This is a genomic window from Botrimarina colliarenosi (genome assembly GCF_007859955.1).
GTDB lineage: Bacteria > Planctomycetota > Planctomycetia > Pirellulales > Lacipirellulaceae > Botrimarina > Botrimarina colliarenosi.
Genome location: NZ_SJPR01000003.1, coordinates 308,034 through 333,163, shown reverse-complemented (window position 1 = coordinate 333,163; position 25,130 = coordinate 308,034). Strand labels below are relative to the sequence as shown.

Annotated in this window: 20 protein-coding genes; 6 read left to right on the top strand and 14 right to left on the bottom strand. The window is 65.5% G+C overall.

The annotated features are described in order from the left end of the window. Window positions 1-10: 10 nt before the first annotated feature. Window positions 11-1,192 (bottom strand): hypothetical protein, encoded by a 1,182-nt coding sequence (locus tag Pla108_RS13035; protein ID WP_146445389.1) that lies wholly within the window; start codon window positions 1,190-1,192, stop codon window positions 11-13. Between the two features lie 100 nt (window positions 1,193-1,292). Beyond that, the gene (gene aroC, locus Pla108_RS13030; protein WP_146445388.1) at window positions 1,293-2,432 is read right to left on the bottom strand and encodes a chorismate synthase; all 1,140 of its coding nucleotides are present in this window, start codon (window positions 2,430-2,432) and stop codon (window positions 1,293-1,295) included. Between the two features lie 171 nt (window positions 2,433-2,603). Here aroC and Pla108_RS13025 point away from each other — a divergent pair, with 171 nt between their 5' ends. The 3 genes from Pla108_RS13025 to Pla108_RS13015 are packed head-to-tail and all read left to right on the top strand — an operon-like array spanning window position 2,604 to window position 4,387. Beyond that, the gene (locus tag Pla108_RS13025) at window positions 2,604-2,849 is read left to right on the top strand and encodes an addiction module protein (RefSeq protein WP_146445387.1); all 246 of its coding nucleotides are present in this window, start codon (window positions 2,604-2,606) and stop codon (window positions 2,847-2,849) included. Beyond that, window positions 2,839-3,141, top strand: a complete 303-nt coding sequence (locus Pla108_RS13020; protein WP_146445386.1) for a type II toxin-antitoxin system RelE/ParE family toxin — start codon at window positions 2,839-2,841, stop codon at window positions 3,139-3,141. Before Pla108_RS13025 ends, Pla108_RS13020 begins: the two co-directional genes overlap by 11 nt. Next, window positions 3,134-4,387 carry a DUF3365 domain-containing protein gene (locus Pla108_RS13015; RefSeq protein WP_146445385.1) on the top strand — a complete coding sequence of 418 codons (1,254 nt, stop codon included), beginning with the start codon at window positions 3,134-3,136 and terminating at the stop codon, window positions 4,385-4,387. Before Pla108_RS13020 ends, Pla108_RS13015 begins: the two co-directional genes overlap by 8 nt. Window positions 4,388-4,484: 97 nt before the next feature. Here Pla108_RS13015 and glnD read toward each other — a convergent pair whose 3' ends face one another. The 3 genes from glnD to Pla108_RS13000 form a co-directional block, all read right to left on the bottom strand. Then, a complete protein-coding gene (gene glnD, locus Pla108_RS13010; protein ID WP_146445384.1) occupies window positions 4,485-7,196 on the bottom strand; it encodes a [protein-PII] uridylyltransferase in 2,712 nt (903 codons plus the stop codon). Window positions 7,197-7,265: 69 nt separating this feature from the next. Next, entirely contained in the window at window positions 7,266-7,604 is a 339-nt protein-coding gene (locus tag Pla108_RS13005; RefSeq protein WP_146445383.1) for a P-II family nitrogen regulator, read from the bottom strand. Between the two features lie 138 nt (window positions 7,605-7,742). Further along, window positions 7,743-8,318, bottom strand: a complete 576-nt coding sequence (locus tag Pla108_RS13000; RefSeq protein ID WP_146445382.1) for a cob(I)yrinic acid a,c-diamide adenosyltransferase — start codon at window positions 8,316-8,318, stop codon at window positions 7,743-7,745. Window positions 8,319-8,700: 382 nt separating this feature from the next. Between Pla108_RS13000 and Pla108_RS12995 the strand changes: the two genes are divergently transcribed. Continuing rightward, window positions 8,701-9,411: a hypothetical protein gene (locus Pla108_RS12995; RefSeq protein ID WP_146445381.1), complete on the top strand. Its 711-nt coding sequence runs from the start codon at window positions 8,701-8,703 to the stop codon at window positions 9,409-9,411. Window positions 9,412-9,503: 92 nt separating this feature from the next. Here the strand turns inward: Pla108_RS12995 and Pla108_RS12990 are convergent, their stop codons facing one another. Continuing rightward, window positions 9,504-10,511 (bottom strand): PEP-CTERM sorting domain-containing protein, encoded by a 1,008-nt coding sequence (locus Pla108_RS12990; RefSeq protein ID WP_146445380.1) that lies wholly within the window; start codon window positions 10,509-10,511, stop codon window positions 9,504-9,506. Window positions 10,512-10,695: 184 nt separating this feature from the next. Next, window positions 10,696-11,991, bottom strand: a complete 1,296-nt coding sequence (locus tag Pla108_RS12985; RefSeq protein WP_146445379.1) for a hypothetical protein — start codon at window positions 11,989-11,991, stop codon at window positions 10,696-10,698. Window positions 11,992-12,649: 658 nt separating this feature from the next. Between Pla108_RS12985 and Pla108_RS12980 the strand changes: the two genes are divergently transcribed. Continuing rightward, complete coding sequence (locus Pla108_RS12980) at window positions 12,650-13,777, top strand: DUF1559 family PulG-like putative transporter (RefSeq protein ID WP_197526528.1); 1,128 nt, start codon at window positions 12,650-12,652, stop codon at window positions 13,775-13,777. Between the two features lie 411 nt (window positions 13,778-14,188). Here Pla108_RS12980 and Pla108_RS12975 read toward each other — a convergent pair whose 3' ends face one another. The 3 genes from Pla108_RS12975 to guaB form a co-directional block, all read right to left on the bottom strand. Beyond that, window positions 14,189-14,674 carry a GNAT family N-acetyltransferase gene (locus Pla108_RS12975; protein ID WP_146445377.1) on the bottom strand — a complete coding sequence of 162 codons (486 nt, stop codon included), beginning with the start codon at window positions 14,672-14,674 and terminating at the stop codon, window positions 14,189-14,191. 93 nt (window positions 14,675-14,767) lie between these two features. Beyond that, the gene (locus tag Pla108_RS12970) at window positions 14,768-16,018 is read right to left on the bottom strand and encodes a hypothetical protein (protein ID WP_146445376.1); all 1,251 of its coding nucleotides are present in this window, start codon (window positions 16,016-16,018) and stop codon (window positions 14,768-14,770) included. Further along, complete coding sequence (gene guaB, locus Pla108_RS12965) at window positions 15,951-17,474, bottom strand: IMP dehydrogenase (RefSeq protein WP_231934482.1); 1,524 nt, start codon at window positions 17,472-17,474, stop codon at window positions 15,951-15,953. The genes Pla108_RS12970 and guaB overlap by 68 nt, the downstream gene beginning before the upstream one ends. A gap of 310 nt (window positions 17,475-17,784) precedes the next feature. Between guaB and Pla108_RS12960 the strand changes: the two genes are divergently transcribed. Then, window positions 17,785-19,608 carry a mucoidy inhibitor MuiA family protein gene (locus Pla108_RS12960; RefSeq protein ID WP_146445374.1) on the top strand — a complete coding sequence of 608 codons (1,824 nt, stop codon included), beginning with the start codon at window positions 17,785-17,787 and terminating at the stop codon, window positions 19,606-19,608. A gap of 81 nt (window positions 19,609-19,689) precedes the next feature. Here Pla108_RS12960 and Pla108_RS12955 read toward each other — a convergent pair whose 3' ends face one another. From Pla108_RS12955 to Pla108_RS12940, 4 genes are all read right to left on the bottom strand, one after another. Then, window positions 19,690-20,193 carry a transposase gene (locus Pla108_RS12955; protein ID WP_197526527.1) on the bottom strand — a complete coding sequence of 168 codons (504 nt, stop codon included), beginning with the start codon at window positions 20,191-20,193 and terminating at the stop codon, window positions 19,690-19,692. Between the two features lie 48 nt (window positions 20,194-20,241). Next, window positions 20,242-22,452 (bottom strand): DNA helicase RecQ, encoded by a 2,211-nt coding sequence (recQ, locus tag Pla108_RS12950; protein WP_231934480.1) that lies wholly within the window; start codon window positions 22,450-22,452, stop codon window positions 20,242-20,244. Window positions 22,453-22,763: 311 nt separating this feature from the next. Beyond that, a complete protein-coding gene (locus Pla108_RS12945) occupies window positions 22,764-24,185 on the bottom strand; it encodes a PhoPQ-activated pathogenicity-related family protein (RefSeq protein ID WP_197526526.1) in 1,422 nt (473 codons plus the stop codon). 61 nt (window positions 24,186-24,246) lie between these two features. Further along, a complete protein-coding gene (locus Pla108_RS12940) occupies window positions 24,247-25,119 on the bottom strand; it encodes a matrixin family metalloprotease (protein ID WP_146445372.1) in 873 nt (290 codons plus the stop codon). Window positions 25,120-25,130 lie beyond the last annotated feature (11 nt).

Below are 25,130 nucleotides of genomic sequence, written 5' to 3'. Positions count from 1 at the left end.
AGCGACTGCATTAACGGGGCGCAATCCCCGGCAACCGGCCCGCCATCTCAATCGCACCGGATGTCGCCGGCAGCTCGGCCAGGTCATCGGGGCGCCATGCTTGCACCAACCTCTGCGTTGGCAAGGGACGGAGGCCGGGCTGTTTGAGCAAGGCTTCCCCGTCGTGCTCGACCACTGCATGGGCGACGGCGCCGCTACGCCGTTCGCCGTCGATCTCGCCACAGCCGGCGACGATGACGAGCCCCTTCTCGTCGAGCTCGACGTCGCAAGCGAGCTGTGAGTAGTCGAACCACTCACTGGCTCCGGGTGTGGACCAACGCGTCTCTAGCGCCGCGAACGGCTCCATCGCCAGCCAACGGCACATGCCGTAAACCACCGGACGAGAGAGCCGACCGTCGCGCAGGTCGAGGCGTCCCGCCAGCCGCTCGATCCGTTCTCCGTTCCAGCTTAGGGGCTCAAGATCGACGACGCCGCGATTGGCGGTCAAACCCTCGAAACCAACGGCCGCTAGCGTCAGCTGGCCGGTGAACTCGCCAACGGTGGCGCCGCCGTCGAGCGGAACCGTCGCATGCACGGAGCCGCTAACCAAAGCGTCCCCGACTGGCAAGGCATTGAGCGGCGCACATGGGAACCAAGACGCCGCCACTCCCTGACCCGCCGTCTGGGCCTCAAGCCGGCAAACCCCGTCGACGATCTGGCAATCGAGGTGGGCGCCCTTTTCGCTCGCGACGCTCAGGCGGGCGTCGCCCAGAGTCGCCGCAACACCGTGGAAAGTAGGGGCGTGGTCAAGCGTCAGCGACGCGATCCGCCCTTCCGCCGTGAACCCCGATTCGAGCAAACGCAGCAGCCAAGCGTCCGCCGGTCGACGGACCGATACGGCCTGGGCGGCGAAGCGGACGCCATCGGCGCCGACCGTGACCCGCAGCGAGTCGCACGTCGCGAATTCGCGGCCCTCGATCGCCCGATCGGCGACCGTCACGTGCCGCAGCTCGTAAACGCCCGGCCGCGGCGTCGCCAATCGATCGCAAGTGATGCTGGCGCCGAGACGCTCACCAACAACCCGGAGCAAATCGTCGCCGTACCCGGGCCGCAGCCGCCCGCTGGTGTAGCTAGCAACCGCTAGCGTCGGCAGCACACAGCCGAGGACGAACAGCAGCCGACAAAGCCGGCGTTGTGTCTTTTCGAGAAGCATAGATCGAAGTGGGAAGTGCGAATTCGGAATTGGGAAACTGGGATAACAAGCCATTTGGCCCATTCCTTCCCACTTCCCACTTCCAACTTCCCACTTCGCGCTAACGCTGCCTTGCCATCTGGAGGAACAGTTCGTAGCGCGCCTTCATCTCATCGAGGCTGTCGCTACCGAACTTATCGACCAGGGCGGCGGCGATCTCGAACGCGACTACCGCTTCGACAATGATGCTCGCCGCGGGAACTGCGCAGACATCCGAGCGTTCGTAGCTCGCCACGTCCTCCTCCTTTGTCTGGAGGTTCACGCTTGCCAACGGCTTGGCCAGCGTGCTGATCGGTTTCTTAGCCGCCCGCACAATCAGGGGCTGGCCGTTGGTCATGCCCCCTTCGACGCCGCCGGCGTTGTTGGTGGGGCGGGTGAAACCAAGATTCGGCGTGTCGCGCTGCGTCGCGTCGTAATGGATCGGGTCGTGCACCTTCGAGCCGGGGCGGCGGGCCGCCTCGAACCCGAGGCCGATCTCCACGCCCTTGATCGCTTGCACCGCCATCACCGCCTGGGCCAGCCGCCCGTCGAGCTTGCGGTCCCACTGGGCGTGCGTCCCCAGGCCGATCGGCAAGCCATCGACACGCACCTCGACAACGCCGCCGAGCGTGTCGCCCGCCTTGCCGGTCGCCTTAATCAGCTCCTTGATCGCCGCGTCGCGCTCGGGATTGAGGGCGTAGATCTCGCTCTTGTCGCGGATCGCCCGCAGTTCGGCGACGGTCCCCTCGACCGGCTCGATCCGCTCACCGCCGAGTTCGACGACGTAGCCGATCGTCTCAATGCCGAACTCGGCCAGCAGCAGCTTCGCCAAGCCCCCCGCGGCGACGCGAACCGCGGTCTCCCGGGCGCTCGAACGTTCGAGGATCGGGCGGATCCCGCCGAGGTGCTTGATGCTGCCCGTGAGGTCGGCGTGGCCGGGCCGGGGCCGCGGCAGGTCCTCGAGCCTTTCGAGCTTGAAGTCCTTGTTGACGACTTCCAGGGCGATCGGCGAGCCGAGCGACACCCCGTGCCAGACGCCGGTGCGGACCTGGACCTTGTCGGTCTCGATGCGTTGCCGCCCACCGCGGCCGTAACCCCCCTGGCGTAGTTTGAGGTCCGCGTCGATGCCGGCCGTGTCGAGCGTGACGCCGGCGGGGAAACCATCGACCAGAGCGACCAAGGTCTGGCCGTGCGATTCACCGGCGGTCCAGTAGCGGAGCATCTTTGGAGGGACGGGGGGGCTAGGGACGGGGGACGAGGAGGGACAACCGTGGGGTAAGCCCTTTAGTTTAGTTGGCTGGCGTGGCGCCCGCCACGGGCAAGTTTGACGGGGGTGGGAGGAGGGCGGATACTCAAGAGGGCTCGTTTCCTGCAATCCCGTAAGGCGTTGAAGATGCTCTCAGACCCCGATGAGGCGATCGACGCCGTGATGAACCTGCCCGCAGACCGGCGTATCGAGATCGCCCACAGGCTGGTGCGGAGCGTTGTCGATGCCGAGCCGGAATCAGACACTCCACTGCTTTCGGACAATCAGGTCGCGGAGATTGAGCGCCGGCTCGCGGCGTTGAAAGCCGATCCTTCCATCGGGCTGTCTCACGAAGAAGTATGGCGCCAGCTCCGTGAGCGGCATGACGCGTAGGCTCGTCTACACGCCGGAGTCATTGATCGACATTGAATCGGCCCGCGATTGGTACGAAGGCGCGAGCGAAGGGCTAGGCGGCGCCTTCCTCGACCAACTCGAGGCTTGCGTCGAACTCGTCGCTCAATTCCCCGAAGCGTTCACGCGGCATCAAGGACCACTGCGTGTAGCGAATCTCCGGCGCTACCCTTATGTCGTCGTATACGAGTTCGATCGATCGGAGATCCGGATCGCGGCGGTGGTTCATACGGCCCGGGGCCCGTATTACTGGCAGGAACGGTTTGGTGAGTGAAATGGAAGCACCTGCGAAGCCGACCACTTGGCGGCTCACCATTGGCGGCCTGCTCGTGTTTACTGCCTTTGCCGCTTTTCTTGCTGTGCCGATCACGAAGCTCGGGCAAATCTATGTCGTTGTCCTGATCGTCTCTAGTCTGCTTCTATTGGTCGCCGCCATCTCTTTCCGATACGGGAGGACGTTCCCGGTCGTTCTGGCGAGTGTTCTGACCCCATTCGCCCCCTTGCTTGTCTTTCTCTTATCGCCCGTTCTCTTCCTGCAAGGGTTCCTCACCGGATTGACGAGTGTGCTCACAATCGGTTGGCGTCCCTACCCTGCGAGAAGACTTGCCGCCTGCGGACTGGCGATGCTACTGGCCTACAGCTACGGGTTCTTTGTCGCTTGGAAAGAAGGCTCCGCGATCTCCGCCATGAGGGAGAAGTATGCCCTTGTGTCTCTTGTTGATCGTTTGCCAAATCTGTCAACGGAGCCGATGGAGCTCCCACCGATTCAACTAACCCAACAGCAGGCGGCTGATTTGGCGATGGACGACAAGATCGCGGGGGGGAATACCCGGCGAAAATCGTCGCTCCAACGTTTGCATAGCGATCGTTATCTGGCGTTCACTCGGGCTCAAGGGTTCGGCGTGACGCGGTTGAACTATATCGATCCGGCTAGAATCGAAACCCAAACGGACGAATTGCTGCAAACCGCGGGGCGCAAGACACCCATTGACCTGTTTCTCACAAAAGCAGACGCCCCTCAAGGCTTACACCGACGGATGTTGCGATCCTTTCTGGACCCCGAACGCCTTGGATATGTGGAGAACAAACTCGCTACCTCCGGTTTCCTCGGTCACGCCATCGGACTTGATTCCGACGATTTCACAAGAGGGCAAGACCTGAAGTACTTGAGAATCGACCGTCTCGAACTAGTCGGCTTGCTGATGCACGACAAGCCGGTGGCTTACATCTCCACGCGTCTGCCCGACATGGAAGAACTGCGGAGCGTCCCAACACGCGACCTCGACGAGTTCGAGTCCGCCGCCCTCGAGAAGCTGTATGGGCAAGAGGATGTCGTTGTGGACGAGCAATTGGTGGATGGAAAAATGCACGCCAGGATGCTCGGCGCGGTGCGGGCGGGAAAGAGCTGCGCCGCGTGCCACGAGGTCCCCCACGGAACGCTCTTTGGCGCGTTCAGCTATGATTTGGCTTACAATGACGCCCCAGGAAGCGGGGAGCCAACCATGAGCGGAGAGCCCTAAGCGCCAGCGTCGGGAGTTGAATCGGCGGTTGAGCCAATCGTAGCGCGACTCCCGGCGCTGGCGCTTAGGGCTCCCGATTGATTGATGCGTGAGACTACTACTCCCCTTCGATCACGTCCATCAACCGTCGGCTCACCTCGCCCAGCAGCTCGTCGTCCGAGGGCTTCGTGCCGTCGTGGCGGTTGACGTAGAAGACGTCGACGACCTGGTCGAGCGATGTGGCGATCTTCGCGAAACGGATCACGAGGCCCGAGTCGTGAAGCGATTGCGCCAGTTCGTAGAGGAGCCCCACTCGGTCGATCGTAAAGACCTCGATAATGGCGCAGTCGTCGGACAACGCGGTGTCGATCCGCACCTCGGTCGGCATCCCCGAGAGGGCCGCGGCGGCCCGCGCCTTGTCGGCGCCCCACACCTGCGGCAGCTTCGGCGGCTCGGTCGAGTCGACCGAGTGGACCATCGCCGAGGCGATGGCCTGGATGCGGCGGTTGGCCTCGGCGGCGTTGCCGGCGGTCTTCGGGTCGGCGGCCGTGTAGCGCAGGAGCAACACGTCGTGCGCGAGGAGCGCCGTCTCGGCCGAGAGGATCGCAAGCCCCTTGCTCGAGAGGGCGCCCGCCATGCTGGCGAACACGCCCCGCCCGGCGCCGTTGGCGACGCCGGCAAGCATCTCGACCGTCGCGTCGTCGCTCTCGTAGCCGCCCCAGGCGTCGATCCCCGTGCGGGAGACGCTCTCCAAGGGGGGCGTCTCGCCCGACTGCACCCGGGCTAGGCGCCGCAGCACGCCCGCCAACGCGCCGGGCGAGCGGGACGGCAGCAGCGACTCGGGCAGCGTCGCGAACAATTCTTTGAAGAGGGTCGAGTCCCGTTCTTCCTCGTTGAGCAATTGCCAGACCGCTGTCCGGACCGCGTTGCGGCGGTCCTCGACCCTCAGCGTGCGGTCGCTGAGCCGGTCAACCGTCTTAGAGTAGAGGTCTGCCAGGACGTTGACTTTCCAGTCATTGAGCACCCCCGGACCGACCGCCGCCATGTCGGCGCAGGTGAGCACGAAGAGCATGGCGAGCGTTTCCGGCGAGCCGACCAAGCGCGCGAAATCGGCGATTACCGCCGGGTCGTTCGTGTTGCGCCGGAAGGCCAGGTGCGACATGCTCAGGTGCCGGCGGACGAGCAGCGCGAGGCGCGCGGTCCGCTCTTCGCTCAACCCCAAGCGGTCCGCCATCTCGATCGCCATCTGCTCGCCGACGACACTGTGGTCGCCTTGGCGTCCCTTGCCGACGTCATGAAGCAACAGCGCGAGGTGCAGCAGCCCGTGGTCCACCAGGCCGCGGTAGGCCTCGCCGAGCGTGTCTTGCCGCTCGCCGAAACGCGTCGCGATATCGACCGCCCGCAGCGTGTGCTCGTCGACGGTGAACTTATGGTACTGGTTGAACTGCAGCAGGCAGCGGACCTCTCGGAAGGCGGGCAGCACCCGTTCGAGAACCGTCAGGTCGTGGGCCCGACGGAGGTAGGCGCCGAGCCCCACGGGGCTCTTCAGGGCGTTCATGAACCGCGTCGCCGCCTCGGGTGAGAGGCCGTCCGGCAAGTCGTGCGCGCCGCGGTAGACCGCGTACCACGTGTCTTGGGCGATCCACTTCTCCTGCTCGCGGGCGAGGTCCAGCAGCCGTAGCACCTCCGTGATGCTCTGCAGGAGCTTCGCCCGACCGCTGTCGGTGGCGGCGATCTCGCCGAATCCGATCCGGTAGTCGTTGGTGACCGACTTCGAGAGCACCGGCTGGAACGCCCTGGCGACCGACTTGCGACGCGTCGTCAGTTCCGAGACCCGGCGGGTGAGGAACCAGACGAAGCCGGCGTGGCGGAAGTAGTCACGCATGAATTGCTCGACCGGCCGCAGGCCTTCACTCCCTTGGTAGCCAAGCCCCTCGGCGACACGCAGTTGCTCGTGCCGGGTGAGGGTGTCCCCTGCCTGTGGCGAAACGAAGTGCAACTCGTTGCGGACCCGCATCAAGAAGTCCCGCGCCGAGGTCAGCCGGTGATGGTCGAACTTCGACAGCGCCCCCGCGGCGTGGATGCGGTCGAGCTCACTCATGCCGAGTTGGACGAACCACAACCACCGCAACAGATGGATATCGCGTAGCGCGCCGCGGGAACGCTTGATGTTGGGCTCGAGCAGGTAGACCGTCTCGCCGTAGCGTTTGCGTTCGGCGTGACGCGCCTCGACAAACTCGGCGCAGGCGGTCGCACCGCGGCGCTGCGTCGACGCCCGAAACGCCTCGGCGAACTTCTCGTAGAGCGGCTGTGACCCGACGACATGACGCGACTCGAGCAACGACGTGGCGATCATCGGGTCGCGCCTCGCGAGCTGCAGCGATTGCTCGGGCGTCCGCAGGCTGTGGCCAAGCTCGAGGCCGACATCAAACAGCTCGGACGTAAGCCGGCGTGACAGCACTTCGGCGGGCGCCTTCCCTGCCGGCGAGTGGAGCACCATCAGGTCGATGTCCGAGTTAGGCGCCAGCTGTCGGCGGCCGTAACCCCCGTGGGCGACAAGGACACACTCGCTGGCGAGCCGGGCCGCCGCGGCGGGGGCGAGGTCGTCGGCGGCCGCCCGCCAGAGACGCGAGACGACGGCGTCGGCCGCGGCGGTCAGTCGGGCGCAGACCTGCACCGCCGGCAACCCGAGCGCATGAGCCGCGTGGACTTTTTCCCGCGCCGCTTGCAGCTCTTCCTTCGCTTCGGCGACGTGCTTCGGCAGACGACTGTGAGAAGACGCCCCCCCCTCGGCGTGGGGGGCGTCGGTGCGCGGATCGGGCGTAGACAAAAGGAGCGGCCCTCGGCGAAGGCGGCGATCGAAGCTAAGCGGCGTGCGGACCGGCCTGCGGGCCCATCGCTAGAGCGCTTCGCCGCCGGTCTCGCCAGTACGGATGCGGACCGCGGTGTCGAGGCTCGAGACAAACACCTTGCCGTCGCCGATCTGACCGGTGTGGGCCGATTTGAGGATCGCGTCAACCGCGACCTGAACCCGGTCGTCGTCGACGACGATCTCGACCTTCACCTTGGGGACGAAATCGACGGCGTACTCGGTGCCGCGGTACATCTCCGTGTGGCCCTTTTGGCGTCCAAAGCCACGCACCTCGGTGATCGTCATGCCAGAGACCCCCTGCTCAGTGAGGGCGTTCTTGACGTCTTCGAGCTTGTAGTGGCGGACGATCGCTTCAATTTTCTTCATGGCGTGACTTTTCCCCCTACGGTTCCCCTGCGGAGCATCGCGGCGACGGCCTCGGGGCCGGGTCGCCCGTGAGACCTCTCGGACGGCCCCGATCGTAGCACAAGGGGCGCCCCGGTACAGCATCCCCCGGGGGAGGCCCTAATCGACCGCTTTTTCCCAAGGCGTATCGCCCAGACCGGCTTCGCGGTTCACCGCCCGGGCCAGCACGAAGAGCAAGTCGCTCAGCCGATTAACGTACCGCACCGCCAGGTCGCGGACCGGCTCGGTCGCCGCCAGGGTGACGATCCGCCGCTCCGCCCGCCGGCAAACGCAACGCGCCACATGCAACTGGGCCGCCGCGGCTGATCCGCCCGGCAAAATGAACTGTTTCAGCGGCTCGAGCTGGCTCTCATGGTCGTCGATCGCCGCCTCAAGCCGCTCGACGTGCCCCTGGTTGATCAATTGCAGGCCTTTCTGCTCGGGCTGCGGCGTCGCCAGCTCGGCGCCCAGGTCGAACAGGTGGTTTTGCACCTCTCCGAGAAGATCATCGAGGGCGCTGCGAAACCCGTCGCCGACGCCCGCCGAGCGGACGATCTCGGCTCGGGCGACCCCCAGCGTGGCGTTGAGCTCGTCGAGCGTCCCGTAGGAAGCGATCCGCGGGTCGTCTTTCCTGACGCGGCCGCCGCCGAAAAGGCCCGTTTCTCCCTCATCGCCGGTCTTGGTGTAGATCTTCATTCCGCATTAATCGGGGAGCAGGTGGCGCTAGAGACGGTGGCGGCGACGGGACGCCCTACCAGAGGGTAGCCACCCCCGCTTCCAACGCCCAGCGCCGTGGCTCTGCGGCGACCGGACGGGGCCGTTGCGTTGCGACAACGCAACAGCGATTTCCGGGCAACCGTAACCCGGCCCGGCCGGGGCGCGATCGTGCCGATTGTTCCGCGCCCCGATCTCGCGCTTCTACGGTGTCCTCCCGTCTCGATGCGACGCCGTCGTGGCGTGACCTACGGTTGAATGCCGGTTCGGATCGCCCCCGACGGGGTCACCGGCGCTCGATGGCGACGCCTCGCAGCTCGCCGCCTTCCCGCTGCCAAGAACACCCGACGACCGAGCGACCCACATGGGCTTCCTCAAGAGCTTCTTCAACAACGTCTTCGACGAGCAGGAACTGCCCGGTGACGGCGGGGCCGCCACCGCCTTGGCCAGTTCGTTCGAGACGATCTCCGAGTTCGAGCTCGAAGCCCATCTGGCGGTCTCGCGTTACGGCGCCTTCGAACTCACCGACGCGATCCGCCCCAGCTATGGGCTCGAGGTCGTGCCACGTCAGGGCTTTCGTCACGACGTGTACCGCGACGAGGAATCGCGTAGCGACGTGCCGGTGCTGATGGCCGCGACGTCGAAGGACCAGCTCATCGACACGTTCATGGAGCTGCTCGAACCGCTCGGTCCGGTGGTCGATGTCGTCCTCGAAACCAGCCACGGCGCCGCGGGCGGGGGTCACACCGACCTCTACCGCGAGCACATCGACATGCCGATCCTGCAGTCGATCCTCTGGGACTTCGAAGACCTGCTGCTCAATGACGGCTGCACGGGCGTCGCGGTCCTCAACCCGCGGATGCCGCAAGAGGTTCAGCTCGACGAGCACAAGCTGCTGATCGTCTACGGCTCCGACCTGAAGGCGTACGAGGGGATCCTCATCGATCACCATGTCGATTGTGACGAAGAGCTTCGCTTCATCACCGAGGCGGAGCACGTCCACTCCACCACCGAACGGTTCGTGGAACAGTTCGAAGAACTGAAGATGCGGCTCGGGATGGACGGGGCGCTCTGAGCGAAACGGACACCAACGAAACAACGAAAGCCGGCGGTGGGACGTGGTCCCACCGCCGGCTTCTTTATTCTCACTCAGCAAAGCAATCCGCTTTAGGCCCGACGACGCATCGCCAGACCGGCCATCACCGGGAGGACCAAGGCCAACGTGGTCGGCTCGGGAACGACCGCTTCGACCACGACGTTGTCGATCACAAGGAAGTGCGCCAGACCCGGGAAGGCGTCGCCGAAGGGACCGTCCGTATTGTCGAATGGCGTCGGGTCGGGACCCACGAGGTAGTCGGGCGACGCGACCGAATTGAAGGCGTCGCTATAGCCGAGCATGATGCCGCCGCCGTCGAAGGCGCCCGACCCATCAAAAATCGAGTCGATCACGTAGCCGTTGATCGAGAAGGACAGGTTGTTGCCGATCCGCTCAATGGCGATCTGAACCCAGTTGTTGCCAGGCCCGATCGCGTTGGAGCCGGTCGCATTGGCCGGGAGACCGGGGATCACGCCCGAGGGAAGATCATCGAACGCCCCGAGACTCGTCTGGGCGCCCATATCGCCGTTGTTGGCGTCTTCGTACCGGAGAATATCGATCGAGGAACCAGCGTCGCCGTCGATCTGCCACGCCACGCCACTGCCGTTGCTAAGCCCAAAGCGTAATGGCGCGTCGTCCGTCAGGCCCGGGTCGAGAGGGTCGTTCGCCGGGAAGGCGTGGACGCCGAACGTGCCGTACTCGGTCGTCCCGCCGTTGGCGGTTTCGATGTTGAGATAGGCGTCCATCGTCATGCGGAAAGACCCGCTGGGCAGCGACGGAGCGAGGGGAATGATTGCCAGCGAGACGCCTTCATCGCCGGTGTTGTCGATGACGTTCGCCTCAAAGAAGACGCCCGTACCTGATCCGCCACCCGGCGCCAGAGGGAGACCGAGCGCGACGTAGTCGAAGGCATAATCGACCGTGCCGTCGGCGACGCCGTCCTCACTGTCAAAGAACGGCGCGCTCCAACGCGTGGACGCCAAGCCGTCATCGAAGTCTTCAGAAAACACGATTTGCGCGCCCGCGGGCAGCGCCGTACACGTCGCCGCCAGAAGGGCGGCATACTTCATTCGCTTCATGAGCTCGATCCAGGGTGAAGGGTCAATTGGTGAGCGACGCCGCGCGCGCCCGCCAGATGAACAAACCACGCCTCCCTCGAGCGGTGACGCTCGAAGGGTTCGCGAGTACTTACCTCGTGCCTCTTCTCGCCTGTCTCTGGTCCGCTCTGTATCGGTTCCACGATACTGCGCGGTGTTGTGTCTGCTAGCGACGACGTCGCGGCGTGATCCAACCGGCCGCTAACGCCCCGACCACGATGGCGAGGCCGGCGGGCTCGGGCGCCGCGACCGCCGGTGGCGGGGTCGTCGCGCCGTAGTTATTCGCCCAGAGGTCGTAACCTGCCGGCGTGTTGTCGGGCGAATTGCCGTCACGCCAGACCGTGTAGTCGGCGGCGTCGACCTTGCCGTCGTCGTTGTAGTCGCCGTCGAGCCCGATCTCTTCGATCTGACTGACGACCAGGTTGTCGAACACCACGGTCGCCTCGTTGATGTCGCGGGCGACACTGGTGAAGAAGTCGATGAGGACCAAAGAGACCTGCCCCTCCATATCGACCGGCGATTCGCCCGTATCTTGCCCGTCGTCAGGGTCGTCGAGGATGCTGTTATCGACCGTCCCAAGCGTAAACGACTCGCCGCTGGCGGCGTTCTTGACGGTGAACGTTGTTGTTCCCTTCACAGGCCCAGGGCCCGTGCCACCGTTGGGATCGACGTCCGCCGTGAGCGTGATCCACTGAAAACCAACCGCTCCAGCCGGCTGCGTAAAGCTCGGGTTCAACGGGATCGAGAACGAGGGAAACAACGCCGGCAGGTCGAGTAGATCGCCGTTCATCGGATCGGCATTGATGTCGGTGTTGTCGTAACCGTCCTGGTTGCCGAAGCCGAAATCGGTGACCGTGTACTGTCCGCTGAAGGTGTCGAGTTCCGCCTCGTTCTTCAGGAGGATGAAATCGCAGTTGCTACAGTCGCCGTCGCTGCTAAAGATCGCTCCGGCGCCGCGCTGAACCGGAAAATCGGGGCTGGCCGGGTTGTCGACCGTGTCGTTGCCGACGAACAAACCGGCGTGTTCGGTGGTGCCGACCTGGGACTCGTCGAGTGACCAGTTGAGCCACATGTCGACCTCGACCAAGTAGCGGCCTGAGAACGCGGGATTCGCCAGCGAAATCCCCGCTGAGTCGATGTTGCCCGCCGCGACGTTTGTCCGCAGCGCGACGCCCCGCTGGGCCGCGTCGCCGGGCGCCGACCGGGGCGCCTCGGGAATGCTGAGCGACGAGTAATCGAACCCGAAGCGGGCGTCACTCTGGTTGGCCTCGTCTAAATCAAAGACCCAACCGGTGGAGCTTGTCGCCCCACTGACGAGCAAGGTCTCTTCATTCTCGAAGGCGTCGGTGTAGATCGTTGTCTGCGCGACAACTGATCCAGCGAAAAGAGCGAAGTGAGCAACCACAGCCGTGAGGCCGGCGCGCACGACGCCCCGATGGGCAATGACAAACGCTTGAAGCATGGAGGGCTCCAGACAGGGGGGCGTATCAATAAGAGCTCGTCTCCTGCCAACAGGACACGAACACTCGCAGGTGCTTCGGAACGGAACCGCTTCTTCGCCTGCTGCATGCGACGTACAAAATCGTGCGTCGCGTCTTGCCTCTTCCCAACCGCGGTCGAAACTAAGCTACGGGACTACCATAAGTCAACTGATTGTCCCCGTCGCGGCGATTGACTAACAAGAATTCCCGACATTGCTACGATCATCTTCGCTGTGGCGAGAAAATCCTGCGCTCGATAAAGTTCAGATTGCCTAGCTGGGCCAGTAAGCTCACCTTGCTTGTGTGATTTCGTCATGAATGTGATTTGGTCGTGAAGCAGTCGATGGGGGCGGCAGTCCCTTGCGGCATGCGACAGAGATAAGTCCTTCGCGACTGCAGTCTCTTGCGACCAACGTTGCACATTTTGCGACAAGTGTCGCGCCGGCGTCTGAGCGGAACGACTTCACCAAGCGCTACGGACAGGCGGAAGAGCTAACGGTGACGGGCGGATTCTGACTCCTGGGGCACGAGGTGTTTCCCGTAAAGGATTGGTGATCCAGCCCGTTGATTTGTCGAAACTTCCCTTGAGGCCCCGAGTTTTCTATGGCCCTGCCGCCTGCTCCAACCGCGCGTGGTCGCGTGCGTACCGGCTTCACTTTGGTGGAACTGCTTGTCGTCATCGCCATCATTGGCATCCTCGTGGCGCTGCTGCTCCCTGCCGTGCAAGCCGCCCGCGAGGCGGCGCGGCGCACCGCTTGCAAGAACGCCGTCAAGCAGACCGCGTTGGCGATGCTCAACTTCGAGTCGTCCTACGGAGGACTGCCCTACTTCTCCCCGCTGGAAGAGAGCGGGTTTGAACTGAGGCCGAGCCCGACGGTGGCTTCCGCCGCGAAGGGCGCCGGCGCGATGCGGAGTTGGATTATCCCTACGCTGCCCTATTTGGAAGAACAGGGGCTCGCCGACCAGATCGACCCGAATCTACCCATCGACGCACAGCTCAACAGCGCCGGCGTCCAGATCGACCCGCAGGCCACGACGGTGACGTCGCTGCTCTGCCCGAGCGACAACGCCGCCTCCCGCTTCTTCCAGACAGCGGGAGGAGGCTTCGGAACGGTGGCCTCGAACAACGGCCGACGCTTCGCCAAGGCGAATCAGGCCGGCTTCGCTACGCCCGTCCACATGGAGTGCCTGCGACGGTTCCGCGGCGCCCTCGGAGAGGAACCCCGGCGTCTGGCTCAGATCTCTGACGGTCTGAACAACACGCTGATGGTCGCCGAGATCCGCACGCTGGAGAACGAAGGCGACGTCCGCGGCGCCTGGGCACTGTCGCTTGCGGGCGCAACGCTTCTCGCGGCGGACATGCACCGCCAGGACCCGAACAATCCTAACTCGACACAGACTTTTGCTTGCCCGGCGTCCGCCGCAACCCCTCAGACAAAGCGCTTCAATGAGGCCTACACACCAAAGCTGCAGAGCAGCGATGCTGACTCGGTAAACACCCCCAACCAAGCCAGTGATAACCCGGTCGGCTGGGACTGGATTCGCAACTGCCCCGATGCGGACGGCGCTGAGGCGGAGGGCATGCCCTGTAAGGGAACCGGCACAAGCGGCTACGCCGCGCCGCGTAGCTTGCACCCGGGTGGCGTTAACGCGGCCCGCTGCGACGGGAGCGTCGACTTCCTTTCCGACGACGTCGACGCCTACCTCTACTCACGGCTGATCAGCATTGACGACGGCCAGCCCTTGGTCGAAGGGGAGATCCTGTAGCCCCGGTGGATCATGCGAATCGTCCTCGGGCCGCTCGTCGGAATCCGCTCGGGCGACCGGCTTCATTCGGCCTGCTAGCGCTCGGTGTCCTTGCCGTGGCGGCTTCGTATCTGGCCGAGAGTTGGCTGCGACCTGGGTGGTTCTGGTCTCAAGCGGATCGCAAGATCGCTCAAACCGAACAGGACCGCTTCGAGAAGCTTTTGGTGGCGTACGTTACCGAGAACCGCCGCCGCGCCAGAGAGGGCCAGCCCCCCCTCGCCGAGGAGCCGACGGCGTTGCAACGGTCGCGTAGCCGACTCGAAGTCGCGAAGCGGCCGCTCCGATTGGCCCAACAACGTCCGAGACAGATCGCCGCGAGGCTACGGATCTCCGGGGCATGCCTCTGCGCCGCCGGCTTGGTGGCTGCGGTCGTCACGCGGTGGCGGCCGGCGGATCAACCGACAGCTGCTTCTCCAGCAACTCGTGATCCAGGCCAATAAGCACCGTCATCTTCCCGGTGCGGTGGTAGCCGTTGCGGAGATAGAATCCGGCGGCGTCCTCGCGTGCGTAGAGCACGAAGCGGCGGTAGCCGACCTGGGCGAGGCGGCGTTCGGCCTCTAGCAGCAGGATTCGCCCCGCCCCCTGGGCGCGCCACTCTTTCTCGACGACCACTTGGCGTATCCTAACCGTATCGGCGCGCGGGGCGTTGTCGTCATCCGCCTTGCCGATCAGGCCACCGATTAGCGTCGCGGCGTCGCCGGGAACTTCGGTAAAGAGCCCGTAGTGGTGCTGCGATTCTTCGCCTTCGACGTCGTGGTGCGTCAGGTCGAGACCTAGCGGCTCGCGCAAGAAACGACGGCGGAGATCGCAGGCGGCGGCGTATTCGGGAGAACCGAACTCGATCGGGCGGACGTGCAACGGTGCGGTGCGGGCTGGGGGCTTCGGGGGCGGGGGCCCTGCTTGCGACCCCCACTGCCCAAAACTACGCCTTCTCGCCTCGCGTCTCTAGCCTCACGGCAAGATCGCCGCGACGCCGACCGTGGCGCCCGCCTGGAACAAGGCCGCCCGCCACGTGAACGGGATCGGGTCGAGCAGGTAGGGGGCACAATCGCCGGGGCGGTAGTAGCCGAGCGTGTAGACGCACTCGTTGGGCGCCTGGAGGCCCATCTTGTACGGCAGCACCGGGATCGACCCGAAGAAGTGGGCGCCCGACACCAGCGGCTGAACGAACGGGCCCCAAGAGTGGCCGTAGCGTTCGAGGTGGACGTCCTCGAAGTAGAGCGGCTTGTGGCACAGGCCCGAGGCCTTCCACATGTAGGTCACGTCGCACCACTGCCGCGGGGCGAAGACCGAGCCGTCATCCAGGCTGCATACGTAGGGGAAGTCTTCCCCTTCCGAGCCGGTGACACGGATCGAGAGGTCGATCGAAGCGAGACGGCTCGCCTTGAGCTCGGCCAGCCCCTCGGAGCAGCTCTGCATCGCTTCGCCACGGTCTTGAGAGAAACGGCCGGTCCCCTCGTTGCGCGTCGTCGCGTCCGGCTCCGCGTTCGCGGGGACGCCGGCGCCAATCTCTTCGGCCGTGGTGCGAGGCTCGTCGTCGAACAGCGAACCCGCGCGACGCTGGGTCGCTTCATCCGACTCGTAAGCAGGCTCATCGAACACCGGCTCTTCGTATGCGGGCTCCGGCTCGGCGGGAGCGGGCTCTTCCGCCGGCATGTCGTCGAAGAGGCGGTCGGCCTCGTCGGCGGCGGGGTCGAAGCGACCGCCATCCGCGGGGCGGCCGGTCTCCTCGACGCCGAAGGGACGCTCGAACGATTCCTTCAACGAGTCGCCGAACGCGTCATCGGCGTTCTGCTGGGCGACGCGGTACTCGCCGTCATAGAAAGAGTGGTGCGGCATACGTCCGGCGGTCCGCAGCGAGGGGCCGGCGATGTCGTCTTCGTAGGCGACCTGGCGGATAGCGGGCGGCGTCGGCTTGGCGACGCGGACCGAACGGGCCGTGGTCCCCCGGGCACGCCACCCATCCCCGGCGGTCGCCGGCGCCCCGAAACTCGGCGCGGCGGCGGTGAGCATCAGCACCACGGCGAGCCAACCAGCGGGGAGCCAGAGCGGCTCGCTCGCGGTGGCGCCGCGCGTCGCCCGATCGACCGAGCGATACGCCGCGGCGGCGTGGCCCGCCAGCGCCCGACGGGCGTCACGAGGACTCCCCCCCGAGGTGCTCGGTGGTGTAGTTGGGCGCCTCTTGCGTGATGGCGATGTCATGAGGGTGGTTCTCCCTTACCGTGGCCGGGCTGACCCGGATGAACCGCGCTTCCGTGCGCAGCTCTTGAATAGTCTTAGTTCCGCAGTATCCCATGCCGGCGCGCAAGCCGCCGACGAGTTGGTAAACGAAGGGGTGCAACTCTCCCTTGTAGGGAACACGCCCCTCGACCCCCTCGGGGACGAGCTTGCCTGCCGAATTGTCCGTTCCGCTTTGGCGGTAGCGTTCGCTGGAGCCCTTCACCATGGCGCCGAGCGAACCCATCCCGCGGTAGGTCTTGTAGGTGCGGCCTTGGTAGAGGATCCGCTCGCCGGGGCTCTCATCCAGGCCCGCAAGCAGGCCGCCGATCATCACAAGGTCTGCCCCCGCGGCGATCGCTTTGGTGATGTCCCCCGAGTAGCGGATGCCTCCGTCCGCGATGATCGTGACGCCGGTCCCCGCGGCCGCCTCGGCAGCCGCGGCGATCGCCGTAATCTGCGGGACACCGATCCCCGAGATGACACGCGTCGTGCAGATCGAACCCGGCCCGATGCCCACCTTCACGGCGTCGGCGCCCGCTTCGATCAGATCCCGTGTCCCCTCGGCTGTCGCCACGTTGCCCGCGACGACATCGATGTCCCAACGCCTCTTCAGTTCCTTGACGGTCTCGATCACGTTCTTCGAGTGGCCGTGGGCGCTGTCCACCACCAAGAAATCGACTTCCTTGGCGATCAACGCCCCGGCGCGCTCGTAGTCGTGGACGCCGACCGCGGCGCCAGCACGCAGCCTGCCACGCTCGTCGCGTGACGCCTGCGGGAAGCGCCGCATCATGTCCACGTCTTTGATCGTGATGAGACCGGTCAGTTTGTAGTTTTCGTCAACCAGCAGAAGCTTCTCGACCTTTTTCTCCATCAGAATCGTTTCAGCTTCCGCAAGCGTTACAGTCCCCGTCGCCGTGACCAGGTTGTCTTTGGTCATGACCTCGCCGATCGGCAGGTCATCTCGGCCGAGAAACCGCAGATCGCGACGCGTCAGGATGCCGACGAGCTTGCCGCTAGCATCGGTGATCGGCACGCCAGAAACATTGGACTCGGTCATCGCGATGCGGGCCGCCGCGACGGGCGACTCGGGTGGCAGCGTCACCGGCCCGGTGATGATGCCGTTGGCCGAGCGTTTGACCTTCTCGACCTCGGCCGCCTGGGCTTCGATCGACAGGTTCTTGTGGATCACCCCGAGGCCGCCCACCTGGGCGAGGCCGATGGCCATCCGGTGCTCGGTGACCGTGTCCATCGGCGAGCTCAGGAGCGGCGCCCCGAGCGGGATCCGCTTCGTGAGCCGCGTCGAAACGTCGACCTCCGACGGCATAATGCCGCTGTAGCGGGGCTCGACGAGCACGTCGTCGAACGTGAGGCCCTCGGCCGCGATCTTGTCGGCGAGTGTGGCGGGGAGGCGGCCAGAAGGGGGCATCTCGGCGGGCATCACGTGGGAGCTCCTGCGTCGGGGTCTGGAGCCAATCCATTCTCCCGTTTGGCGTCCCGCTAGCAAGCGGCCCCACGAAAACACCCGAACCGTCGGTTGGTCTGAGCCGTGGCCGCTAGCCCTCGGAGGGTCCCTGGTACCCGCTTCCTCCGGGGGCTGACGCCTCCCGGCTCGCTGACAAATCTGGCTCGCTGGTGACAAGCGGGGCGACTTTTTGCTGAACCCTTCGGGTTGCCGCGACGCACTATCCGTGGGCCGGCCCCCTGGGCGACCGAATCCCCCCCTTCTCCCTTTCCCCACTGGTTCTCCTATGGCGCGGCCCCTCCCGTTGGTTCTCCTGGCCTTGGCGATGGCGACGACGGCCGCCGCTGAGCCCCTCACCCTGGCGGGCAAGCTGACCGCCGTCACGGTGTTCCAGGGCCAAGCCCTCGTCACCCGCGACCTCGAGCTCCCCGCCACGGCGGGTCTCGTCGAGGTGGTCGTCACCGACCTCCCCGAACAGCTGCTGGCCGGCAGCCTCTACGCCGAACCGGGCGAGGGCGTCGAGGTCCGCTCGGTCCGCACCCGCAACCGCCCCGTCAGCTCGGCGCCCCGGGAGGAGGTGCAGAAGCTCCAGGAGCGGATCGCCGAACTCGGCCGGCAACGCCTCGCCCTGCAGCGCGAGCGCGCCATGCTCACCCAGCGGCTGAACTATCTGAATCAGCTCGAGACGTTCACCGCCGGCAAGGCGCGCGAGGACCTCCACACCGGCGTGCTCGACGCCGAGGCGCTGCGTGAGCTGACCAACCTCGTCTTCACGCAGCGCGAAGCGACGATGGAGCGAGAGCTCGAGGCGATGACGCAGGACGAATCGCTCGCCGCCGAACAGCAACTCGCCCAACGGGAGCTCGCCACGCTCACCGGCGGCGACGACAAGACGACACGCGAAGCGGTTGTCTTCCTCAACAAGGAGGCGGGCGCCGCTTCGGTACGGTTGATGTACCTCGTGGGCGGCGCCAACTGGTCACCATCGTACAACGTCCGCGCGAAGGAAGACCGCAGCGGCGTCACGCTCGAGTACAACGCGTCGGTCACGCAAATGAGCGGCGAGGACTGGACCGACGTGGAGATGACCCTCTCGACCGCAACGCCGTCGTTGGTGGCGACCCCGCCGAAGCTCGACCCGCTCACCGTGCGCCTCGCCGCCGCGATGGTTCAACAAGAGAGCCCCGGCCGGTCCAAGTCCGAGCTCAGCCAACAACAACGAGCCCTCGCCACCAACCGAGGCAACTTCGCTTTGGATAGATCGTACTGGTCGGCTCTGAGCTCAGTCGATGCCGCCGCTGAAGATAAAAGTACTAAATTGAAACGAGGTGCAGGAGGCGGCGGTTTCGGCGCCATCTACGCGAACTCGGGGCCCAACGTCGATGCAACTGACAAGACCCTCAACAGTTTGGCGTGTGCGGTCCAGCTGCTCGACCTGCAGGCGGGCGACATCGAAGGAGGACTAGCCACCACCGACGGCGCTTCGACGAGCGAAGGTCTCAGCGTCGTCTATCGCCTGCCGAACAAGACCTCCCTCCCCAGCCGCAGCGACCAGCAGCTGATCCAGGTCGCCGCCCTGCCGCTGGAGGCCGAGTTCTATCGTATCGCAACGCCGGTCCTCACGAGCTACGTCTACCAAGAAGCCAAGCTCACCAACGCCACAAAGCACGTGCTGCTCGCCGGCCCGTCGGCGACGTTCCTCGGCGACCGCTTTGTCGGCCGTGGAGAGATCCCCCAAGCGGCGATCGGCGAGTCGTTCACCGTCGGCCTCGGCATCGACGAGTCCCTGCGCGCCAGCCGCGAGCTAGCCGACAAGTCGGACCGCGTCCAAGGGGGCAACCGCATCGCCCGCTTCGATTACGTCCTGACCATCGAGAACTTCGGCGACGCGGAGACAGAAGTCCGTGTGCTCGACCGTCTCCCCAAGTCCGACGGCGACGCGATCAAGGTGACGCTCGTCGAATCCGACCCGGAGGCCGAGGACGCCGGCGAAGACGACGGCCTGCTCCGCTGGGACGTCAAAGCCCCCGCCGCCGGCGAGACGACGGTCAGCTACACGATGACAATCGAGCACGATAAGAACCTGCGGATCGTCGGCGGCGGGAAATAGAAGCTGATAGAATAGAAGCGAAACGCCGTTCCAATTATGCGATCGCAGCTGAACCGCGACCGTTAGGGAGCGACCAGTCCGCTATCCATCCAATCCCGTCCCCTGCCCGTCAATAACGTACCGACAAGCTTCTTCGACGCTTATCGCGTTCCATAAGTAGCGAGTACTACCGTGACGAGACCAAATGGTCACGTCAGTTGGGACAAGACTCAATTCACGCAGCCGACGTGTCGCCCTTGCCTTGAAGTCGTTCATTACTTTCTCAGGCGTTGCGGACGACGCAACAACTGCATGGACATGATTCGTTCGGATATTCAAAGCGTAGAGTTCCCAGCCACGGTAGTCGCATACTTCTCGGACCGATTTGTCGACGCATCGACGTTGGTCAGTCGACAAAGAGAATTCTGGAGAGTGCATCCTCTGCAACATCGCTTCACGCCGCTGCGTATCGGGAGGCGATAATTTGCTGCCGGGCTGGTTGTTGGCACGGTCAACGCTTCCTCTGTCATCACCATGAAGCCACGATCCGTAGGTGCGGAAGGTGATCAAATACGCCAGCGGATAATCGCTCGATTCAGCCGGCATGATTGGTCGCTCCCTTACGGTCGCGGTTCCGTTTTCAACGCGATTGGCTTACACCCGTTCGCGATTCGCCACACACGTCGCCACGATGCGGATCGAGTCGTAGTCGACCTCGCCGCCGAGCTGTTCGTGGATCGGCTTGAGGCCGCCGAGGCCGACCTCTTCGATGGCGCCCTCGATCCGTAACGCCAGCGGCCTCTCGACCCACGGCGTGGGGTCGGTGACCACGTCCTCTTTGAGGAAATCGCTCAGGTAACCGACCGTCGTCGAGCGGGCGCGGCCGAGCTGCTTCGCCGCCTCGTCGATCGAAGCCCCCTCGCGAAACAACGGGAACGCCGCCAGGGACGAGCCGTTCGGAACCGCCGCTCGCGCGGGCGCGCGTCGCGTCGGGGCCCCGGCGGGTTCGGCGTCGAGGTCCATCGCGACGCCGTTCTCGCTGCAGTAGCCGGTGATCGCGTTGAGGAACGCCTCGCCGTACTCGCGGAGCTTCTTCTGGCCGACACCGTGGGTGTGGCCGAAGGCTTCGAGCGTCGAGGGGCGGCGTCGGGCCATGTCACGCAGGCTCGCGTCGCCGAAGACGACGTAGGCCGGCACGCTGAGCTCGCCGGCGATCTGCGAACGGAGACCCCGCAGCGTCTCGAACAACGTGCGGTCGACCCCCTCCCAGCTCTCGGCGTCGCGACGGCTGCCCCCCCCGGCCGACGACTTGCCCGACTTGGGCGCCGTCTTCAACAGCCGAGGATTGCCTTCCCCCTTCAGCAGCGCCAAACCCTTCGGCGTTAGGTGTAGCACGCCGTACTCGCCCGCCTTCACGAGGAAGCCTTGGGCGACGAGCTGCTCGACCCAGCCGCGGATGTCGCTCGTGCGGCAGTCTTTTAGCAGGCCGTAGGTGCTGAGGCGGTCGTGGCCGCTGGCGATGATCCGCTCTTCGGAGGAGCCGGCGAGCACCTTGCACGTGTAGTCGGCGCCGAAACGCTGTTCGAGCCGCGCGACGCATGAGATGATTTTTTGGGCGAGCACCAGCGGCTCGTCGACGAGGTCGAGCTCGCTGAGACAGACGTCGCACGCGCCGCAGTCGTCGCTGCCGAGAGCCTGGCCGAAGTGCTCCACCAACGCCGCGTGGCGACAGGTGACGCCGCCGGCGTAGCCGCTCACCCCGTCGAGGGCTCGGAGCGCGGCGGCGATCGATTCGGGCGAGCTCTCGTCGTTCGGCGATTCGATGATCCGTTTCCACGTCATCGCGTCGCCGCGGCTAAACAGCAGCAGGCACTCGGCAGGCAAACCGTCGCGGCCCGCGCGGCCCGCTTCCTGCTGGTACGCTTCGAGCGACTTGGGCATCCCGGCATGGACAACGAACCGCACATCGGGCTTGTCGATCCCCATGCCGAAGGCGACCGTCGCCACGATCACCTCGACGCGGTCGTTGAGGAAGTCTTCTTGCGTACGCCGGCGTTTGTCGTCGGCGAGGCCCGCGTGGTACGGGGCCGCTTTCACGCCGAGGCCTACCAGCGCGGCGGCCGTCTTCTCGACCTCCTTGCGGCTGATGCAATAGACGATGCCCGACTCGCCGGCGTGCCGCTTGGCGACCTCGGCGATACGGCCCAACTTGCCCGCGGCGGGCAGCACCCGGTACGTCAGGTTCGGTCGGTCGAACGACCCGACGAGGAACTCGGGATTCCGCAGGCCGAGCTGCTTGGCGATGTCCTCGCGCACCGCCTCGGTCGCGGTGGCCGTGTAGGCGTGGATGCCGATGTCGGGCAGCACTTCCTTGAGCCGCGCGAGCCCCCGGTACTCGGGGCGGAAATCGTGGCCCCAGCTGCTGATGCAGTGCGCCTCGTCGATCGCCGCGAGCGACACGTTGGCGTTGGCGAGCAGCGTCAGCGTGCCGTCGAGCAGCAGCCGCTCGGGGGCGACGTACAGCAACTTGAGCGAGCCGTCTTTGACGCCGTCGAGCACCTCACGGCGTTCTTCGGCCGACAGGGTGCTGTTGAGGTACGCCGCCGGCACGCCGCAGTTGCGGAGCGTGTCGACCTGATCCTTCATCAGGGCGATCAGCGGCGAGACGACCAGCGCCATCCCCCCCATCGCCACGGCGGGCGCCTGGAAGCAAAGGCTTTTGCCGCCGCCGGTGGGGAGCACCACAACCGAGTCACGGCCGTCGATGACAGCGGTCATCGCCTCGCGCTGCAGCGGGCGGAAGTCGTCGTAGCCCCAGTAGCGCTCGAGGACCTCGCTGAGGGCTTTCGTATGGGGGTCGTTCACGAAGACTTTTTTACCGCAGAGACGCGGCGGACGCGAAGGGTTTGAACCACTGAGGAACGACGGGAGGGCTTAGGGGCCGTCGCTGTACAGAGCTTCATCCTACCCCTTTCCGTATCGAGGACGCCACTAGGCCGCCGAGCGGATTCTGGGGTGTTTATGAGGGAATCACCGCGGAGACTCGGAGGGCGCAGAGAAGGTGCGGAGGAGAAGATTTTGTGGGAGGCGTCTCCGACGCCGATTACGGCCTCTTGCCGACTAGGGAGTGGTGCGCGTTATCGGCGTCGGAGACGCCTCCCACAGAAGCAGTTTCCTCATGGCGATTCCTCCGCGCCCTCCGCGTCTCTGCGGATACTCTTCTTCGCAAACGGTTCGACGTCCGGCGCCACCCACACCGGCGTCGACACCCGGAACGGCCGCGCCGCCCCGATGTCGAACGCAAAGCGGGCGAACGTCGCCGAGAAACCGGTCTCGGGCGCCTCGATTGGGATGCGGTACACGCCGTCGGCGTCGGGCTCGAGCGGCGTCGGCTTGTAGAGATCGCCAACAACCGCCTTGCGGAAGTCGCGGGCCTTCGGATTCACCGCCCGCCAGAGGACCGCTTCGGTCGGTTTGGCGGAGCACTCGACCGTGTGCTCCGGCGAGTCGTAGGCCGAGCGCCAGGTGAGCGTCGGCCGCGGCAGGTGGTGGGCGATCGCGGCGTGGAACGCCACCAGCGTCTCGAGAGCGTCGGTCCCCTTCAGCGAATGGCTCGCGTTGGGGACGTACGACAGGTGCTTCTCGCCAACGAGGTCGTCGAAGTAGTAACGCGACGAGTCGGGCAGGAAGAACTCGTCCCCCGAGGCGTTGATTAGGCACTTGGGGAGCGTCAGCCGGGCGCGGTAGGCGTACGGATCGACGATCGAGCGAATCGCGACACTCTCGGGTGCGGCGAGCCGGTCGGCGAGTCCCTGGCTCTCGTAGTCGGCGAGCGCCTCGGACCAAAAGCCGTACGACGCGTGGTGGTGACGCATCGAAGGCTCGATGTTAAGCACGTCGATCACGATTGGCGCTATGGCCGCGACGCGGTCGTCTACCGCTGCGGCGAGCCAAGTGGTCCAACCCCGTTTCGAACCGCCGGCGACAGTGAACCTATCGATCTTTGGCGCGCCTTCCTCGGCGGCGAGCGCCTCCTGCACCGCCGTCATTGCCGCGACCGCCGACTTGGCCATCGGCAATTGGGCGAGCCAAGTCGGGTCCTTCGTCGCCATGAATCGCATCCAGCTGGCGGCGAGCAGGTCGTCCTCGTAGCGTTCTCGCTGCGGGTCGTCGCTCGCGAGGATCCGCAGCGGCTGATTCGGCACGGTCCGCAGTTCGGCCACCACAGTCTGGGTCGCCACCGCGATTTGTAGCAGGCGATCCTCGACGACGGCGGGCTGGTCGTCGTCGCTCGAGCCACCCGAGATGAACAGCAGCGCCGTGTCGGCGGTCGCCCCCTTCGGGACAACGATCGTCAGCCAGTGCTTCCAGACCGTACGATCGACCTCGTCGGCCGAACGCCATGTCTGCGACGTGAGGTCGACAATCAGCCCGTTATGCGTCGGCCCGGCGATCCGATCGACGACTTTCCAAGCAAACGCCGGGTCGGACGTTGCACAGTAAGTGTCGAGCGGCGTGCCGGTGGTGGTTCGCGGCTTGGCGCTAGCAATCGGGGCGGCAAGCAGAAATGCGACGAGGCAAAACAAACGGAGCGGCATCATAACGCGTCCACAACGGGGGCAAGCGCCGCGGAACGCATCGCCCCGCCGACACCGCAACCTACCCGCGACGGCGTCGGGCCGGCAACCATCCTGCGAGCGCAATGGTGGCCGCTAAAAGCGCCGCCGGCTCGGGGACGGCCGACAGCGGCGTCACACTCCCCACGCCCGCGCCGTAGATCGATTGCACCGCGGCGATGTCGTCGTCCGTCAGCAGTCCCGTTCCCGGGCCCACGCGACGTAGGGCCGCGGGGAACATCACGGCGCCGTCGATCGCCGAGTGGTTGATGCCGAGCGTGTGGCCGATCTCGTGGGTGAGGATCCCGAGCACGTCGGGCTCGCTCGGTGTGCCGACGACGGCCCACGGATCGCCGTTGTCGAAGTGAATGTCGCCCGCGATGTTGCCGCCGTTGCCGGGGAAGTAGGCGAGCGCCTTGGTGGTCGGCATGCCGTTCTGGGCGTCGGTGCCGTTGATGAAGCGGTGGTTGAGCCGCACCTGGCCGAAGCTGTCCGCCGGGTAGGCGTTGTAAGCGGTGGTGTTGGCCGTAAAGACCGGCGTGCCGACATCGGGGACTTCCAAGAAGTTGAGCGGCGCCACCGCCGCCCACAACCCAAACGCCTCCTCGGTCACCAGCCGGAGGTAGTCGGCCGAGACGCTCACCCCCATCGGGTCCTTGAGGCCGCCGTCGAGGAAGTTGTTGTAGCTGTAGGTGATCGTCACCGGCGTCCCGTCGCCGCTCGGCTGGGGCCACTGGCTTCCCGCGAGGGTGAACCGCGCGAAGGGTTCGCGGGGCTCATCGCTCGCCATGCAGATGCTGCCCGTCAACCCACAAGCCGGCGCCGCGAGGGCGTCGCAGACCGAACACGCCGCCGCCCTTGCGCCGAGAAGCGCAACGAGACAAATGGCGAACAGCGAGAGACAGATCGAGCGCACAGAAACTCCGG

Coding starts and splice junctions, on each gene's coding strand:
- Pla108_RS13035 (WP_146445389.1), bottom strand. CDS start 1,192: ATGCTTCTCGAAAAGACACAACGCCGGCTTTGTCGGCTGCTGTTCGTC.
- aroC (WP_146445388.1), bottom strand. CDS start 2,432: ATGCTCCGCTACTGGACCGCCGGTGAATCGCACGGCCAGACCTTGGTC.
- Pla108_RS13025 (WP_146445387.1), top strand. CDS start 2,604: ATGCTCTCAGACCCCGATGAGGCGATCGACGCCGTGATGAACCTGCCC.
- Pla108_RS13020 (WP_146445386.1), top strand. CDS start 2,839: ATGACGCGTAGGCTCGTCTACACGCCGGAGTCATTGATCGACATTGAA.
- Pla108_RS13005 (WP_146445383.1), bottom strand. CDS start 7,604: ATGAAGAAAATTGAAGCGATCGTCCGCCACTACAAGCTCGAAGACGTC.
- Pla108_RS13000 (WP_146445382.1), bottom strand. CDS start 8,318: ATGAAGATCTACACCAAGACCGGCGATGAGGGAGAAACGGGCCTTTTC.
- Pla108_RS12995 (WP_146445381.1), top strand. CDS start 8,701: ATGGGCTTCCTCAAGAGCTTCTTCAACAACGTCTTCGACGAGCAGGAA.
- Pla108_RS12990 (WP_146445380.1), bottom strand. CDS start 10,511: ATGAAGCGAATGAAGTATGCCGCCCTTCTGGCGGCGACGTGTACGGCG.
- Pla108_RS12985 (WP_146445379.1), bottom strand. CDS start 11,991: ATGCTTCAAGCGTTTGTCATTGCCCATCGGGGCGTCGTGCGCGCCGGC.
- Pla108_RS12970 (WP_146445376.1), bottom strand. CDS start 16,018: ATGACATCGCCATCACGCAAGAGGCGCCCAACTACACCACCGAGCACC.
- guaB (WP_231934482.1), bottom strand. CDS start 17,474: ATGCCCGCCGAGATGCCCCCTTCTGGCCGCCTCCCCGCCACACTCGCC.
- Pla108_RS12960 (WP_146445374.1), top strand. CDS start 17,785: ATGGCGCGGCCCCTCCCGTTGGTTCTCCTGGCCTTGGCGATGGCGACG.
- Pla108_RS12955 (WP_197526527.1), bottom strand. CDS start 20,193: ATGCCGGCTGAATCGAGCGATTATCCGCTGGCGTATTTGATCACCTTC.
- Pla108_RS12945 (WP_197526526.1), bottom strand. CDS start 24,185: ATGCCGCTCCGTTTGTTTTGCCTCGTCGCATTTCTGCTTGCCGCCCCG.